The 16,663-nt window shown below is 57.7% G+C and carries 14 protein-coding genes; 7 read left to right on the top strand and 7 right to left on the bottom strand.

What is annotated here, in order from left to right; genetic code table 11:
• Nucleotides 1–197: 197 nt before the first annotated feature.
• The 4 genes from metH (at nucleotide 198) to MD273_RS07540 (ending at nucleotide 6,596) form a co-directional block, all read left to right on the top strand.
• On the top strand, nucleotides 198–3,896 hold the full coding sequence (gene metH, locus MD273_RS07555) for a methionine synthase (protein ID WP_239037129.1): 3,699 nt from the start codon (nucleotides 198–200) through the stop codon (nucleotides 3,894–3,896).
• Between the two features lie 18 nt (nucleotides 3,897–3,914).
• Nucleotides 3,915–4,154, top strand: a complete 240-nt coding sequence (locus tag MD273_RS07550; RefSeq protein WP_239037128.1) for a DUF2970 domain-containing protein — start codon at nucleotides 3,915–3,917, stop codon at nucleotides 4,152–4,154.
• A 293-nt stretch (nucleotides 4,155–4,447) separates the two neighbouring features.
• The gene (locus MD273_RS07545) at nucleotides 4,448–6,100 is read left to right on the top strand and encodes a nitrite/sulfite reductase (protein ID WP_239037127.1); all 1,653 of its coding nucleotides are present in this window, start codon (nucleotides 4,448–4,450) and stop codon (nucleotides 6,098–6,100) included.
• Nucleotides 6,093–6,596 (top strand): DUF934 domain-containing protein, encoded by a 504-nt coding sequence (locus tag MD273_RS07540; protein WP_239037126.1) that lies wholly within the window; start codon nucleotides 6,093–6,095, stop codon nucleotides 6,594–6,596. Before MD273_RS07545 ends, MD273_RS07540 begins: the two co-directional genes overlap by 8 nt.
• A gap of 51 nt (nucleotides 6,597–6,647) precedes the next feature.
• Here MD273_RS07540 and MD273_RS07535 read toward each other — a convergent pair whose 3' ends face one another.
• Both MD273_RS07535 and sohB read right to left on the bottom strand, forming a co-directional pair.
• Nucleotides 6,648–7,646, bottom strand: coding sequence for a YhdH/YhfP family quinone oxidoreductase (locus tag MD273_RS07535; protein ID WP_239037125.1), 999 nt, complete (start codon nucleotides 7,644–7,646; stop codon nucleotides 6,648–6,650).
• 23 nt (nucleotides 7,647–7,669) lie between these two features.
• The gene (gene sohB, locus MD273_RS07530; protein ID WP_239037124.1) at nucleotides 7,670–8,734 is read right to left on the bottom strand and encodes a protease SohB; all 1,065 of its coding nucleotides are present in this window, start codon (nucleotides 8,732–8,734) and stop codon (nucleotides 7,670–7,672) included.
• 182 nt (nucleotides 8,735–8,916) lie between these two features.
• On the opposite strand from sohB, the gene MD273_RS07525 reads away from it, so the two are divergent.
• Nucleotides 8,917–9,231 carry an SCP2 sterol-binding domain-containing protein gene (locus MD273_RS07525; RefSeq protein ID WP_239037123.1) on the top strand — a complete coding sequence of 105 codons (315 nt, stop codon included), beginning with the start codon at nucleotides 8,917–8,919 and terminating at the stop codon, nucleotides 9,229–9,231.
• Between the two features lie 65 nt (nucleotides 9,232–9,296).
• Here the strand turns inward: MD273_RS07525 and MD273_RS07520 are convergent, their stop codons facing one another.
• The 5 genes from MD273_RS07520 to MD273_RS07500 all read right to left on the bottom strand — a co-directional run bounded on the left by MD273_RS07520 (nucleotide 9,297) and on the right by MD273_RS07500 (nucleotide 13,848).
• Nucleotides 9,297–9,944 (bottom strand): multidrug transporter, encoded by a 648-nt coding sequence (locus MD273_RS07520; RefSeq protein ID WP_239037122.1) that lies wholly within the window; start codon nucleotides 9,942–9,944, stop codon nucleotides 9,297–9,299.
• A gap of 5 nt (nucleotides 9,945–9,949) precedes the next feature.
• Nucleotides 9,950–11,656, bottom strand: coding sequence for a FimL-related protein (locus MD273_RS07515; RefSeq protein WP_239037121.1), 1,707 nt, complete (start codon nucleotides 11,654–11,656; stop codon nucleotides 9,950–9,952).
• 218 nt (nucleotides 11,657–11,874) lie between these two features.
• Complete coding sequence (gene dnaQ / locus MD273_RS07510; protein ID WP_239037120.1) at nucleotides 11,875–12,585, bottom strand: DNA polymerase III subunit epsilon; 711 nt, start codon at nucleotides 12,583–12,585, stop codon at nucleotides 11,875–11,877.
• Nucleotides 12,582–13,025: a ribonuclease HI gene (gene rnhA, locus MD273_RS07505; protein ID WP_239037119.1), complete on the bottom strand. Its 444-nt coding sequence runs from the start codon at nucleotides 13,023–13,025 to the stop codon at nucleotides 12,582–12,584. Before rnhA ends, dnaQ begins: the two co-directional genes overlap by 4 nt.
• A gap of 19 nt (nucleotides 13,026–13,044) precedes the next feature.
• Complete coding sequence (locus MD273_RS07500) at nucleotides 13,045–13,848, bottom strand: class I SAM-dependent methyltransferase (RefSeq protein ID WP_239037118.1); 804 nt, start codon at nucleotides 13,846–13,848, stop codon at nucleotides 13,045–13,047.
• Nucleotides 13,849–13,942: 94 nt separating this feature from the next.
• On the opposite strand from MD273_RS07500, the gene gloB reads away from it, so the two are divergent.
• Together gloB and MD273_RS07490 are read left to right on the top strand one after the other, a co-directional pair.
• On the top strand, nucleotides 13,943–14,737 hold the full coding sequence (gene gloB, locus MD273_RS07495; protein ID WP_239037117.1) for a hydroxyacylglutathione hydrolase: 795 nt from the start codon (nucleotides 13,943–13,945) through the stop codon (nucleotides 14,735–14,737).
• Nucleotides 14,738–14,963: 226 nt separating this feature from the next.
• The gene (locus MD273_RS07490) at nucleotides 14,964–16,661 is read left to right on the top strand and encodes a LysM peptidoglycan-binding domain-containing protein (protein ID WP_239037116.1); all 1,698 of its coding nucleotides are present in this window, start codon (nucleotides 14,964–14,966) and stop codon (nucleotides 16,659–16,661) included.
• Nucleotides 16,662–16,663 lie beyond the last annotated feature (2 nt).

The following is a 16,663-nucleotide window of genomic DNA, read 5'->3' as shown; positions in this document are numbered from 1 at the left end:
CGGGAACATGAAAGACCAAGTAAAATGGTCGGGCTTTAACCGTGTACCGAATTTCCCGTATGAATTCTTGTGCAGGCGCCGACCGCCCGGCACTTGATAATGATCATTCGGACTAAGACGGAATCCTGCATTTTTGCTATGATCCCGCGCCATTGACTGAAACACGACGTTATCCACGACATCCGGAAGAGTTTCCTATGACCGATCGCACGACCCGTCTGGACCAGCTCCATAAAGCCCTCAAGGAACGCATTGTGATTCTTGACGGTGGCATGGGCACCATGATCCAGAACCAGAAACTGGATGAAGCCGCATTCCGGGGTGATCGGTTCAAGGACTTCGGTCGAGAAGTCCAGGGCAACAACGACCTGCTCAATCTGACCCAGCCCGCCCTGCTCCGCAACATCCACGCGGAATACCTGGATGCGGGCGCTGACATAATCGAGACCAACACCTTCAACTCCACCCGCCTGTCCCAGGCCGACTACGGCATGGAAGACCTGGCACGGGAGCTGAACGTCGCCTCGGCACGTCTGGCGCGGGAGATCGCCGACGAGTTCACTGCCAGGGATCCGGGCAAACCCCGCTTCGTTGCCGGTGCGGTCGGCCCCACCTCGCGGACTGCGTCGATTTCTCCGGATGTGAACAATCCCGGCTACCGCAACGTCGATTTCCAGACTCTGGTGGATAACTATTACGAAGCGGTTTCAGGCCTGGTGGAAGGCGGTTCCGATCTGATCCTGATCGAGACTATTTTTGACACTCTGAACGCCAAAGCGGCGATCTACGCCACGCAGCAGTTCTTTATCGACAGTGGCATCGAATTGCCAATCATGATCTCCGGCACCATCACCGATGCATCGGGCCGCACACTTTCCGGCCAGACCACCGAGGCCTTCTACAACTCCATCGCCCACGCCCAGCCCATTTCCGTGGGCCTGAACTGTGCCCTCGGTGCCGATGCGCTACGCCCCTATATCGAAGAGCTGTCAGCCAAGGCCGAAACCTACGTTTCCGCCCACCCCAACGCGGGCCTGCCCAACGAATTTGGCGAGTACGACCAGACACCGGAGGAAATGGCGGAAATCATCGAGGGCTTCGCCAAAGACGGTTTCCTGAACATCATCGGTGGCTGCTGTGGCTCGCGCCCGGATCATATTGAGGCCATTGCCAAAGCGGTCGCCAAATACCCGCCCCGACAGCTCCCGGAACGCCCCAAGGCCCTGCGCCTGTCCGGACTCGAGCCGTTCACCGGTGACGAAAACACCCTGTTCATCAACGTTGGCGAGCGCACCAACGTGACCGGCTCCAAGCGGTTCCTGCGACTGATCAAGGAAGAACAGTACGAGGAAGCCCTGAGTGTGGCCCGGGACCAGGTGGAAAACGGTGCCCAGGTCATCGATATCAACATGGATGAGGGCATGCTGGATTCGAAGGACGTCATGGTGACGTTCCTGAATCTGGTGGCCTCCGAGCCCGACATTTCCCGCGTACCCATCATGATTGACTCCTCGAAGTGGGAGGTGATCGAGGCGGGCCTGCGCTGCATCCAGGGCAAGGCGGTGGTGAACTCGATCAGCCTGAAGGAAGGCGAAGAGGAATTCATCAAGCGGGCGAAAGACTGCATGCGCTATGGCGCCGCCGTCGTGGTGATGGCTTTTGATGAGGACGGACAGGCGGACACCTACGAACGCAAGGTCGAGATCTGCAAGCGCTCCTACGATGTGCTGACCGGCATCGGCTTTAACCCGGCCGACATTATCTTCGACCCGAATATCTTTGCCATTGCCACCGGCATTGAGGAGCACAACAACTACGCGGTGGACTTCATCAACGCCACCCGCTGGATCAAGGACAACCTTCCGCACGCCTCCATTTCCGGTGGTGTGAGCAACGTGTCCTTCTCGTTCCGCGGCAACGATGCGGTGCGTGAAGCCATCCACTCCGTATTCCTCTACCACGCCATCAAGGCCGGCATGAACATGGGTATCGTCAATCCCGGCCAGCTGGTGATCTATGACGAGATCGAGCCGGATCTCAAGGAGCTGGTCGAGGACGTTGTACTCAATCGTCGGGACGATGCGACCGATCGCCTGCTGGAAGCCGCCGAAAAGTTCAAAGGCAAGGGTGGCAAAACCCAGGAAGAGGACCTGGCCTGGCGCGAATGGCCAGTGGAGAAGCGGCTGGAACATGCCCTGGTGAAGGGCATCACCAATTACATCACCGAAGACACCGAAGCCTGCCGCCAGAATGCGAGCCACCCCATCGAGGTCATCGAAGGCCCGCTGATGGACGGCATGAACGTGGTCGGCGACCTGTTCGGCGACGGCAAAATGTTCCTGCCCCAGGTGGTCAAGAGTGCCCGGGTGATGAAACAGGCGGTGGCGTATCTTATCCCCTACATCGAGGCGGAAAAGACCGAAGACCAGAAAGCCAAGGGCAAAATTCTCATGGCCACGGTCAAGGGCGACGTCCACGACATCGGCAAGAATATCGTAGGCGTGGTGCTCCAGTGCAACAACTACGAAGTGATCGATATGGGCGTCATGGTGCCCTGTGACAAGATTCTGGAAACGGCAAAGAAAGAGAACGTGGACATCATCGGTCTGAGCGGCCTGATCACCCCGTCGCTGGACGAGATGGTTCACGTGGCCCGCGAGATGCAGCGACTGGACTTCAACATCCCGCTGATGATCGGCGGCGCCACTACCTCCAAGGCGCACACGGCGGTCAAGATCGAGCCCCAGTACAAGAATGATATCGCCCTGTATGTCTCCGATGCCTCCCGCTGCGTCAACGTGGCCTCCCAGCTGCTGAGCAAGACCGCCAAGCCGGCCTTTGTCGAGGCAGCGCGCAACGAATATGACGAGATCCGCGAGCGCCGGAAGAACCGGGGCGAACGCACCAAACTGGTCACGCTCAAGGAGGCCCGGGCACGGGCGCCTGAAATCAGTTTTGAAGACTACGAGCCGCCCAAACCCTCATTCACCGGAATCCGGGTGTTCGAGGACTATGATCTCAACGAGCTGGTCGACTACATCGACTGGACCCCGTTCTTCATTTCCTGGGACATCTCCGGGAAATATCCGTCCATTTTTGACGACCCCAAGCGTGGCGAGGCCGCCCGTAGCCTGTTCAATGATGCCCAGAAGATCCTCAAGCAGATGATTGAGGAGAACCGGGTGACGGCCCGGGGCGTGATCGGCTTCTGGCCGGCCAATCGCCGTGGCGACGACATCGTGGTCTACACCGATGAATCCCGTAGTGAGGAACTGACCACCCTGCACCACCTGCGCCAGCAGGATGAGAAGGCGCCCGGAAAGCCAATGATGGCGCTGTCGGATTTCCTGGCACCGGAAGATTCCCAAAAGGTCGATTACGTGGGCGGTTTTGCCGTGACCACCGGCATCGGTGCGGAAGAGTTCTCACAGGAATTCAAGGACAGGCACGACGACTACAACGCCATCATGGTGAAGGCCCTGGCCGACCGTCTGGCCGAGGCGTTCGCCGAGCGGATGCACGAACGGGTGCGCAAGGAGTTCTGGGGTTACGCCAGCGATGAAAAGCTCGGCAACGAAGACCTGATCAAGGAACGCTACCGCGGTATCCGGCCGGCACCGGGATACCCGGCCTGCCCGGATCACACCGAGAAGGCGACCCTGTTCAAGCTTCTGGAGGCTACGGAGAAAACCGGCCTCGAGCTGACCGAGCACTTTGCCATGTTCCCCACGGCGGCGGTTTCGGGCTGGTATTTCGCCCATCCCGAGTCCAAGTACTTTGCCGTCGGCAAGATTGGCGTGGATCAGGTTGAGGACTATGCTGAACGTAAAGGCATATCCAAGGCAGAGGCGGAGCGCTGGCTCATGCCCAGCCTCGCCTACGATCCGGCTGAATAAAAGGAGAACAGGGACCCAATGACCCAAACGACCGACAGTGACAACAACAAGAAAGATCGGAAATCGGGATCACCAGGCGTTCTGAAGGTAATGCAAAGCATCCTTGCCGGCGCTTTCGGAGTTCAGTCCGACAAGCGCCGGGAAGAGGATTTCTCCAGCCATAGCCCCTGGCCCTACATCATTGCCGGCATTCTGTTTACTGGAGCGTTCGTGGGAGGGCTGATTCTTGTGGTGCAGGCGGTACTCGCCAGCCAGTGATTTACTGACCGGAAACCCAAACGACCGCGAAGGCCACCACCAGCACGACGACCAGGACCGCAGCGATGGCATCTGCCTGACTGTCTGAACGCATGCTCTTCTTCATGGAAGCACCTCTTTCTCTTTTTTAGTGGTTGTTTTATACCTTCAGTTAAGCAGGAAATTGATATTCGTCCAGCCTGCCTGCAGTGCACTTATCGCCTGAATCGATAAACATATTTTGAAATAATCATTTTGGAAATAAAAACCTGGTGATATCCTGCCGTCCAGATATAAGAGGCAGGACTTTTCCTATGTACGTATACGACGAACACGACCGGCAAATGGCCGCAGAACGGGTCGCCCAATTCCGGGATCAGACCCGTCGGGCCCTGGCAGGCGAACTCAGTGAGGAAGAATTCCTCCCGTTGCGCCTTCAGAACGGACTCTATGTCCAGCGCCTTGCTCCGATGCTCCGAATCTGCGTACCTTACGGTATGTTGCGTTCCGACCAATTGCGTCGTCTCGCCCGTATCACCCGGGATTACGACAAGGGCTACGCCCACTTCACGACCCGGCAGAACGTGCAGCTCAACTGGCCGGCACTGGAAGATGTCCCCGATATTCTGGCCGAGCTGGCAGAAGTGGAGATGCACGCCAACCAGACCAGTGGTAACTGCATCCGCAACACCACCACGGACCAGTTCTCCGGCGTACAGGCCGATGAGATCACAGATCCGCGGCCCTACTGTGAAATCATCCGCCAATGGTCAACGTTCCATCCTGAATTTGCATTCCTTCCCCGCAAGTTCAAGGTGGCTGTAAATGCCTCCGAAAAGACTGACCGTGCGGCGATCCGGATCCACGACATCGGGCTCCAGATGGTTCGTAACGAGGCTGGCGAACTTGGTTTCCGGGTACATGTGGGTGGTGGCCTGGGCCGGACCCCGATGGTAGGCCCGGTCATCCGTGAATTTTTGCCGGAACTGGACCTCCTCACCTATCTAGAGGCCGTCCTGCGGGTCTATAACCGCTATGGCCGCCGCGACAACAAGTTCAAGGCCAGGATCAAAATTCTGGTCAAGGCTCTGACCCCGGAAGGCTTTGCCGAGAAAGTGGAAGCGGAATGGGCCCATATCAAGGATTCACCGACCCGTCTGACGCCGGAGGCCATCGAGCGGATCAAGGGATTCTTCACCGAACCACCCTATGAAGCTCTGGAAAATGCCTCGGATCTGCTGGCCCGCCAACGGTTCGAGAATCGTGGTTTCGATCAATGGCTGAGCCATAACGTGGACGTGCACAAAAAGCCCGGCTACGCGATCGTGTCCCTGACACTGAAGAAGACCGGCACACCACCAGGTGACGTCACGGATCGACAACTGGAACAGATTGCCGACCTGGCGGACGAATACAGCTTCGGGGAAGTCCGGGTCACCCACCAGCAGAACGTGGTGTTGGCGGATGTGCGTCAGGACCGCCTGCTGGAGCTGTGGCAGGCGATCACGCCCATGGGCTTCGGGACCGCCAATCTGAACACCCTGACCGACATCATCTGCTGTCCCGGTGGCGACTACTGCGCTCTGGCCAACGCCAAGTCGATCCCGGTGGCGGAAGCCATTCAGCGTCGCTTTGACGACCTGGATTACCTGTACGACCTTGGCAACATCGACCTGAACATTTCCGGCTGCATGAACGCCTGCGGTCACCACCATGTCGGCAATATTGGCGTGCTGGGCGTCGACAAGAAAGGTGAGGAGTTCTACCAGGTGAGCCTGGGCGGGTCCTCCCATCACGATGCGGATATCGGTAAGATCCTCGGGCCTTCTTTTGCCCGGGAAGACATGCCGGATGTCATCGCCAAGATTATTGATGTGTATGTCGACCATCGTACCGAAGAGGAAGAGTTCCTCGACACCTACCGCCGGGTTGGCATCAAACCTTTCAAGGAGCGGGTCTATGCCTGATGTAATCAAAGCAGACGGCAGTGTCCGTCAGGATAATTGGGTGGTTGTTCCGCGCCCGGAGGAAGGCGAGTCCCTGGCTATTCCATCTGACCAGCCGGCGTTGATTCCGGCCGATCTGTGGCTCGCGGGCTATGGCCATTTTACGGGTAACGACCAGATCGGTGTCTGGTTCGACAGTCATGACGAGCCGGAAATCATTGCTGACAAAGTCAACGAACTACCGCTGATCGGCGTGAACTTCCCCCGCTTTGTGGATGGCCGTGGCTACAGCATTGCAAGGCTGCTGAGGGAGCGCTTCGGCTACCGGAACGAGCTGCGCGCCATCGGGGACGTCCTGCTCGACCAGCTCCAGTTCATGAAGCGCTGCGGGTTTGATTCCTATGTCTTGCGGGCAGACAAGGACATCAGTCAGGCGGCGAAGTGCCTGAACTTCTTCAGCCAGGGCTATCAGGCAGCGACGGATACAGATCTGCCGCTGTTTCGCCGGCGGGCGTGAAGAAGTTGGGGTCAGAAGAAAGCTTTCTTCTGACCCCGATCTAACGTCACCTCACCGGCTATGATCCAACACGATCTTGCCGGCAGACGCCCCCTTCAGAAACGCTTTCAGCGCCTCATCCAGCTCCCCACGGCCAATGTCCCGGGCCGAGGCTTCAGTTTTCGGACACTTCCACTCGCCGGAAAACTTCTCCCAAACCGCCTGTTTGTCCGCCAGTGGAATCTCCACCGAGTCTACACCCAGCAGGTTTACCCCGCGCAGGATGAATGGCAGCACCGTAGTCGGCAGCTGAGGGCCGGCAACCAGTCCACAGATCGAGACTGATCCACCCGGCTGGATCTGCTTGAGCAGTTCCGCCAGAGGTGTGCCACCCACAGTATCAACCGCATTGGCAAAGACCGGCTTGAGCAGCGGCTTTTTCTCCTCTTCCAACGCCTCACGCCCGATAACCTCACCGGCCCCCAGGTCCCTGAGACTATCGGCATGATCGGCCTTGCCGCTGATGGCGACCACGTCAAACCCAAGATTGGCCAGCAGCTCGACAGCCACGCTGCCCACTGCCCCGGAGGCACCGCTGACGGCAACCTTACCCTGTTCCGGGCTTGCCCCCATCCGCAGCAATTTCTGGACACAGAGACCGGCTGTCAGGCCCGCAGTGCCATAGATCATCGCCGTACGCGTATCCCACCCGGAGGGCATCGGTACACACCAGGCTGCCGGTACACGGATATACTCGCCGAAGCCGCCATCGGTATTCATGCCCAGGTCGTACCCGGTCACAATTACCTGGCTGCCCACTGCCGGTTTCCCGGTCGTGGATTCCACCACCTCGCCGGCCGCATCGATCCCGGGGGTATGAGGAAACGAGCGTGTAACGCCTTTGTTGCCGGACGCGGAAAGCGCGTCCTTGTAGTTCAGCGACGAATGACAGACGCGGATCAGAACCTCGCCATCCGGCAGATCGGAAAAGTTGAGCGTTTGCTCGCTGCCTTTGTAGTCGCCATCCTTCTCTTCTACACGCCACGCTTTGAATTCGCTGTTCGCTGTCATGGAGTTACCCCACTTGTTGTCAGCTACTGGATCTTCTGATTCCGGAAAGCGCTGAATAGCCGCCAAACCGTGTGCTCCAGGGCAGCGCTGGTGGCCAGCCCCAGTTTTTCCGGGAGCGTTCGCTTGCGCTGGAATGACACTGACACTACGTCTGCACGGTCGCATGCCTCAATGAGATATTCGTCGGAGGTCTTGATCTCGTCGATCAGTTTGACCTCAAGAGCCCTCTTACCGAACCAGATATCACCGTTGGCGACCTTGGCAATATCGACACTCGGGCGACGCTCCGTCACGTACTCCTTGAACAGGCCATGGGTGTCTTCCAGGTCCTCAAGGAACTTCTGGCGGCCTTTCTCGGTATTCTCTCCAAAGATCGTCATGGTGCGTTTATGTTCGCCGGCAGTCAGCACTTCAAAATCCACATCATTTTTCTTCAGAAAACGGTGGAAATTCGGCAGCTGGGCAACCACACCAATCGACCCGAGAATTGCGAAAGGCGATGCCACGATCCGGTCGGCAACACAGGCCATCATGTAGCCACCACTGGCAGCCACTTTGTCGACGCAGGCCGTCAAGGAGATGCCTTTGCTCCGGATACGATCCAACTGGGCTGCTGCCAGACCATAAGAATGAACCAGACCACCGCCGCTTTCCAGGCGAACAACCACCTCATCCGTCTCCGGATTGGCGACACTCAGCACCGCAGAAACCGAACGGCGCAGCTGATCCGTATCGCTGGCCTTGATATCGCCGTCAAAATCCAGGACATAGACTCGCGACGAGGCCTCTTTCTGCTCACCTTCACCTTTGGCCTTGGCTTTTGCGGCCTTTTTCTCTGCTTTCTCTTCCTTTTTACGTGCTTTCAGAAAGGCTTTGCGTTCCCCCTCGCTCATCAGGCGCGCCTGAATGGTTTCCCGCAATTTCTGGTATTTTTCGTTGAGCTTTCGGATCCTCAACTCGCCCTCTCCTTCATGCTCTTCACGCTCCTTTTGAGCAGCAGAGATAATGACGGAAATGATGACGAGGGCGGCAACCACGAAGGTAACGACCTTCGCCAGAAACAGGCCGTATTGTGTCAGGAACTCCAAAATGGCTTCTCCAATGGTTATGCAAAGACAAAAGTGTAACTTACCGAATTACCGGTGATAAGCGGAGCAAAATAATTAAAACAAGCGTTCGATCGAGCTTGACACAACTGCCCGCTAACCATAAAGTCGGATTGCGAGATCGGCTTCGCCAAGACAAGACAACTATTCAGAAGGGCAAGATAATGTCTGTAGCTCAGGTATTTGAAAAACTCGAACAGAATTTCAACGCAGACGCAGCTCAAGGCCTCGACCTGGTGTTCCAGTTCGACATTGAGGACGACAGCACCTATCACCTGGCCATCAACGACGGCTCCTGCAAGCTGCACGAAGGCGCTCATGGCGATCCTTCCGTTACCCTGATCATGAATTCCGATACTCTGCAGGGCATCGTTACCGGCGAAACCGACGGTATGCAGGCGTTCATGGCTGGTCAGCTGCGCGCCGAGGGCGACATGATGCTGGCAACCAAGCTGGGCGAACTGTTCAACATGGGCTGAGCCAAAGCCCTGCTCATAAAAAAACCTGCGCCCTGCGCAGGTTTTTTTATACCTGAACTTCACCCTCACTCATCCCAGAGCTGGACCGCTTGCCGGGCCGCCTCGTTCCCGGGAGTCGCAACAAGCCCCGACGCCGAAAGCCGCACTTCGAACACCGCCCCTTCACGCATGGGCATGAACGTCGCATTTCCATAGACCCCTTCCACAAACGGCAGATTGAATTTCCTGTCCAGCTCCCAGAGATCGGGCCATTTCTGTTCACTCAGGCCAATTACCGTCCTTGGCTTGCTCTGCTCATTCTCCAGCGACGTATATCGACCACTCAGTCGCTCCAGCCGGTAACCGGGCGCAATGCCCAGCCAGCGAACCGGACCGACGAAACGGATGATTCGTGCATCCAGCTGCCACTGATCCCCCCGTACCGACTGAACGACCGGCGACTCCTCGCCGGACTGCAAGGTTACCAGCCACAACTGTTCGCCCTGCCGTTCCGTTGAAACGGTGGCTACCGTTTTCATCCCCTCCAATGACTGATAACCGAGCAGGTTGACGGCAATCACCAGGGTATAGATTCCCAGTATGAGCACGGAAAAAACAGCCATGCCCTTGAGCCACCCCAGGAGCCAACGAGGACGAAGGAAAAACAGCAGGCTTGCAATCACCAGTACGGCCCCGACGACCGCCAATACAATGGTTGCCAGCTCATGGGACATGGGGATTACAAACCTACGTCGTCGAGGGAGGATTCCGCGAGCTTGAGAAGATCCGGATTGCGGTCTTCCCGCTTGCCGATGCTTTCGATGTAGTACTCGAGCGACGTCAACGCATCTGCCAGCGCTTCCAGTACCTGGTGAGCCGGTGCCTGACGTGCATCGAGAAGACGATCCTGGATTGAAGCTGCCACGCGTTTCAGCACGTTGGCCGCGCCCGGATCGTTGACCATCTGCAAGCCGCCCCAGATGCTGTGAAGGGTGGCGGGAAGGTTCGCCAGGTGCAGCTTGTCATAATCCGATTCGATGAACGCGGTGATCGCCCGTTTAGCCAGGGTCAAAGCGCTTCGCGCCTCGTCGGCCACCACAAACATTGCTTCCTGAAGATAGACAGATTCATCCCTTCTTCGCCGGCTACCAGCCAGGGCATCGGTTTCGGAAGTAATGCCGCGAGTGACAATCTGCATCACCGCATCCTCAACCCCCAGAACGGAATCTGCCAGACGATAGAGCTCATCGTCACCGGGAAGGCGGTTGTCCTCTTCCCATTTTCTGAGTCTGGCGGCTTCCTCACGGGATATGCCCGCCAGCTTGTTGAGATCAAGCATCACCAGCGTGTTGGCGAGGCGCTCAAGGGCGTCGGCGATGGATGACAGTTCCGCCAGATCAGGCTCGATACCGCGCTCGATGATATCGAGCTTGTCCTTCAGCTGGTTGAGCTCGTCCTGCAACGCTTCCGACAACGACCTGAGCACATCGCTACCGGGCCCATACAACCGCCGGGCGTGGGCTTCCAGCATGGAATCGGGGAATTCGGCAGGCGCCAGGCGATACGCGGAAAGAATCCGGGTCACTTCCGGGTTTGCAGACCCGCTGCGGTAAAGCAGGTAAATGAGATCCCGAATCAGTGAATCCGGAGCGTCTTTGGCCGTAGCCACCTTGCCAACGTAAACCACTTCGCGGGCATAGCGTTCGATACGCATAAGCATGCGCTTGCGGGCCCTGGTAAAAATCATCGCCCGGTCCAGCATGGTATCGGACACAATTCCCAGCAGGCACCACATCTGCCCCATCGGTGCCCCCTGACACAACCGGGCAAATCCCCGGGCCGCGCGACCGAACAGTTTCTTGCTGACCACATCGTTGCGATCCCGCAGTACGCCCAGCAAGGCCACCTGGAAGGTCAGGCGCATCCGCCGGGCCATGATCTCGTAGTCCGCCTCACTGCCTTCAAAGGTGTCAAGGTGGAGATCCGCGCAAAAATCCGGTCGTTCCTTGACATCAATCTCAAAGAAGCAGGATTCCGGGTAGGGTTTTTCACGACGGGCTTCGCGGAGATCATTGATGACGGGTAACAGCAGTTCCGGGTGATCCTCCCGCTGCTGGTGGTAGTACTCCACATAGCGACGGAGAATGAACAGCGCGCTGTTCAGGGTAGTGAGGAGGATGTTTTTGTCGTCGTTGGCACCAACCGGAACATCGTTGGCCATGGCAACGGCCTCCTGACACAACAGAGTACCGCCACGAAGTTCAACAAGGATGAAAATTCCCCGCAACTGGTTCAGGTAATCGACGCAGTTCTGGAGGTCTTCCCCGCTCTCGCGGTTTTCCTGGAAACGCTCAAGGCTGGATTCTGCCTGCTTGATGGTCTGTTCTATCTCACCCTTGACCAGATCAAACGACTGCGATTTCGTCGCCAGAGACGATTGAACCATAAACGCTTCCTGTTTAATTCGCGGAGACTACCGCGTCCCGTGCCTGACTTTCAGCCCCGCCAAAAAGAGCCGGACTTTGTTGTTATAGGTCAGTTACACCCTCACCGACCGATATTCCGTTTGCCAAAAAACTGGCGAACTTATCATTACTTATAACACAAAACTGATGTTGCTCAACAAAGCAGGAGTGTAACAATTGGTACACGCTGGTCCAGTTCTCACTCCGCCTGCTCTAGCTTGCTCCAGAGACTCTGCCCCGACTGCTTGTCCAGCATCTCGATGAATTCATTATGTGCACTCGCCTCGTCACCGGTCGCCCTCACCACGGAAAGTCGGGGGCGATCGGCCTTGAGGCGGCGAATACCACCGGTAGCCCCACCATTTTCCGAACCGGAATCGAGCGAGAGGGCTGTCTGGCCCCCGGTCATCAACAGATAGACGTCAGCCAGGATCTCGGCGTCCAGCAATGCGCCGTGAAGCTCACGGTTGCTGTTATCGACACCGTAACGCTTACACAGGGCGTCGAGGCTGTTTTTCTGGCCAGGGTGCTTGCCCCGGGCGATGGCCAGGGAATCGACGATCCCGCAGTGGTCAGCCGTCTTGCGGACCGGTTTGAGCCGGGCGAACTCGGCATCCATGAACCCCACGTCGAACGCAGCATTATGGATAACCAGCTCAGCGCCCTTGATGAATTCAAAGAACTCCTCGGCTATTTCGGCAAATCTGGGCTTGTCCGCCAGGAATTCGTTGGTGATGCCATGCACGGTTATGGCTTCCGCCTCCACCTCCCTTTCCGGGTTGATGTAGACGTGATAATTCCGACCGGTCAGCTCACGCTCAATAACTTCGACACAACCGATTTCAATGATCCTGTGCCCGTCATTGGGATCAATGCCGGTGGTTTCGGTATCCAGTACGATCTGTCTCATGCTTCACTCAATTCCGCTACGCCTCGGTTTGCCAGTTGGTCCGCCAGTTCGTTATCCGGCACGCCCGCATGACCCTTCACCCAGTGCCAGTTGATTCTGTGCCTGGCAGTCTCAGCATCCAGCTCACGCCAGAGGTCATCATTTTTCACCGGTTTCTTCGCTGCGGTTTTCCATCCGTTACGCTTCCAGCCGGCCATCCACTCGGTGATGCCCTTGCGGACATATTGGGAATCTGTGTAGAGCTCCACCTCGCACGGGCGCTTGAGAGCTTTCAGCCCGCGGATCGCTGCCATCAGCTCCATTCGGTTGTTGGTGGTGTGAAGTTCCCCACCGTGGAGCGTCTTTTTCGCGTCGCCGTATCGAAGTACCACGCCCCAGCCACCACGACCGGGGTTCCCTTTGCAGGCCCCGTCCGTGTAGAGAATCACTTTATCCGACATTCATACTCCTGAACCCTCGTTAATCCTGACCTTCTGCGCCGGTAATACCGCCGGAATTCCGATAACAGCTTCTGGATGCACCAACGGTGCCGGTGCCGGGCATCGCAATGACCTTGGTTTTCCGCCAGGCCGGTTGCCTGGGAATGCGGCCATAGACCCGCTTTTTGGCAAGGATACAGTAATAGGCGCCAAGAGGCAGGAACCGATTACCCGCCAGCCGGGTATCAATCCACCGATAGGTGTGCCTGCCCGAACGCTGAACAGGAAACCTCAGAAATCGGGTTACCGACGATTCCACGCTGAAACCAAGTAACCTGAGCCAGTCTTCCATGCGCCGCCGAAGCATGAAGCGGCCGCCCCACGGCCCGTCATGCTGGCGCGACAACAGCCGGCGAAGCCCCCACAGGCTCATGGGATTGAAGCCAAGCAGAACGATGGTCCCTTCACCCCTTAGTACCCGGGCGGATTCTCTCAGCACCTGATGGGGGTACGGGGAAAAATCGGGTGTGTGGTGAAGGATAACCAGATCCATGGAATCCGACGGGAAAGGCAGTTCATCGGAATCACATACCGCGACACCCTCTGGCATGTGGGGAAACCAGCGCGGCGTGGTCATGATCTTCTGCACGAAATCGGTCCCGGTGGCCAGCGGCAGGCGGTGGCTCACGCCAATTTGCAGCTGTCTTGCCCCGATCAGGTTGCCGAGCTCGTAATCGCAGAATCGCCGCTGGTCTGCCAGTAACGCCCGACCCAGTGGAGACTGGAACCATCGCTCGAAATTCTCATGCCTTGCCGGATAGTCAATGCTGTCGGTTCGGACCACTACCCTGCCTCCCGCCTTGTCAGCCTCCAGGTTGGGGCCATAGATTTATTGCTCTATCATAACAGTCACATTCTACGAACACATGTGGGGCCGTATGCTGACCATTTCCGCAATTCCTGCTTTCAGTGACAATTACATCTGGTGCCTGGCCGACTCCGATACCGGCAAAGCGCTGATTGTTGACCCTGGGCAGGCAGCCCCCGTGGAGGAGCATCTATCCACGCAGGGACTGACACTGGACACCATCCTGGTCACCCACCATCACCCGGATCACGTCGGCGGCATCAAGGATTTGGTCAAGGCTTATCCGGATTGCCGGGTAACCGGCCCCGCCGAATCGCCGTTCAGGGGCTCCACCAACCTCGTCCATCCGGGTGACGAGGTTGTCTGGGAGTCAATTACCTTCCAGGTCCTCGGGGTTCCGGGCCACACACTGGACCATATCGCCTATTTTACGGACGTTGAGGTCAACGGGCGCCCGGTACTTTTCTGTGGTGACACCCTCTTCGTCTGCGGCTGCGGGCGTCTGTTCGAGGGCACCCCCGAACAGATGCGGCAATCCCTGCAGACTCTGCGCAATCTGCCGGAAAAGACCGCCGTCTACTGCGCCCACGAATATACCCTGGCAAACCTCAGATTTGCCCGAAGCTGGCTGCCGCGGGATCAGGGCCTCGAGGCATTCGAGAAGGAGTGCCAACAGGCCCGGGACGCAGGCGAGCCCACCGTGCCATCGGTTCTGGGGGATGAAAAGCGCCTGAACCCTTTCCTTCGCTGGGACGACCCCGTCGTGGTGGACGCTGCGCGGAATTATTGTGCACAGAATGGCCTGCCGGCGGACTCCGAGAATGCCATCTTCGCCGCGATCCGCCATGGCAAGGACAATTTCTGAGCCGGACGGATTGAAGCCGGGGTCAGAAGAAGGCCTTCTTCTGACCCCATTTTCAACCGCGCACAGGGGTGGTTTTAACATTCCCTGTCGTCATCGTAACGAGCCGTTTCTTGACCCCTGGAAAAGCGCTCTCATAGAATCAGTTTCAGTTTTGTGACCGTAACCCATTCATCAGGCCGGATTTTCCACGCTATTATCTGGCCAAGGCCCTGATCCGGAAACGCTTATGTCGGTCAACCGATTCTCCCTTTTGCTGTTGGCCAGTGCCCTGAGTACTGGCTGTTCCACCTTTTCCACCCCTACCGCCGATCCGCTGGAGTCCCAAAAGGTGACCGTGGCGACCGGTGACGAAGACCTGAAAAATGCCGTTGAATCGGGCAAGGCCTCCGACGCCGCATCAGACGACCCTCTGGATGAAGCCATAGCACCGGAACTTCAAGCGACCGCACGGGACGCCCGGGAGAGACTCGACAACCCCAAACAGCAGGCCGACGACGATGCCGAGAAGGAAAGGGACCTCTGGAATCGCCTGCGCCAGGGCTTTGCCCTGAATCACGACGTCGACAATGAGCGGGTCCGGGATCAACTGAACTGGTACGCGAGTCACCCTAAATACATTAACCGGGTCGTTGACCGCGGCAGCCGGTATCTCCATTACATTCTCAACGAAACCGAAAAACGCGGTCTGCCAGCCGAATTCGCATTGCTGCCCGTCGTGGAAAGCGCCTTTGACCCATTCGCCTACTCCCATGGCCGCGCAGCCGGGATATGGCAGTTCATTCCATCAACAGGCAAGTATTTCGGTCTGACCCAGAGCTGGTGGCATGACGACCGACGCGACATCATCGCTGCAACCGACGCAGCACTGCGCTACCTCGAACGCCTTACCGAACGGTTCGACGGCGATTACACCCTGGCATTGGCCGCCTATAACAGTGGCGGAGGCACCGTCTCCAGCGCCATGCGGCGCAACCGAAAGGCCAATCGGGCAACGGATTTCTGGTCCCTGCAGCTGCCCCGTGAAACCCGCCACTATGTTCCCAAACTGATTGCCCTGGCCAAGATTTTTGACAAGCCGGAGGCCTACGGCATCACACTGCCACCAATGAAGGACACACCCTACTTTGAAGTGGTGGAGACCGGATCCCAGCTGGACCTCGCACAGGCCGCCGAGCTGGCAGGGGTCGATATCGACGAGATCTACCTGCTGAACCCATCCTATAACCGCTGGGCCACCAATCCTGACGGTCCTCATCGTCTGCTGGTGCCGGTTGAGAAGGCCGAGGGCTTCCGCACGGCATTGGCGAACTTCCCGGTCGATCAGCGCGTGTCCTGGCAGAACTACAGCGTGCGGTCCGGCGACAGCCTGATCACCATTGCCCGGAAGTTCAACACCACACCTTCAGTCATCCAGCAGGTGAACAAACTCAACTCGGACCTGATCCGGATCGGCCAGCGACTGCTGATACCTTCCGCATCCCGAGGGTCGGACGCGTATGCGCTCAGCGCCGCCCAGAGGCTTGAGCGCAAGCAGGAACGTAAGCGTGACGGTAACAAGGTGCGCTACACCGTACGCCGCGGTGACACCTTCTGGGATATCGCCCGCGAACATCGGGTATCCGTGCGTGAAGTGGCGGCCTGGAATGGTATGGCCCCCGGCGACCCGCTTATCCCGGGCAAGGAGCTGGTGATCTGGTCCAAGACCAGCCAGCCGACGGTCGTCGCGTCCAACAGTGCACGGGGCAAGGCAATGGTCCGCAAGGTCGGTTACCGGGTGCGTAAAGGCGACTCTCTCTACGCCATTGCCAACCGTTTTTCCGTGAACGTGAATGACATCGCAAGCTGGAACGATCTGAATAAATCACGTTATCTCCAACCCGGGCAAAGTCTGGTACTCTACGTGGACATTCGTAACAGTCCGTAAGC

The sequence above is a fragment of the Marinobacter sp. C7 genome, assembly GCF_022343555.1.
Taxonomy (GTDB): Bacteria; Pseudomonadota; Gammaproteobacteria; order Pseudomonadales; family Oleiphilaceae; genus Marinobacter.
This window is presented reverse-complemented; position numbering and strand designations above follow the sequence as displayed.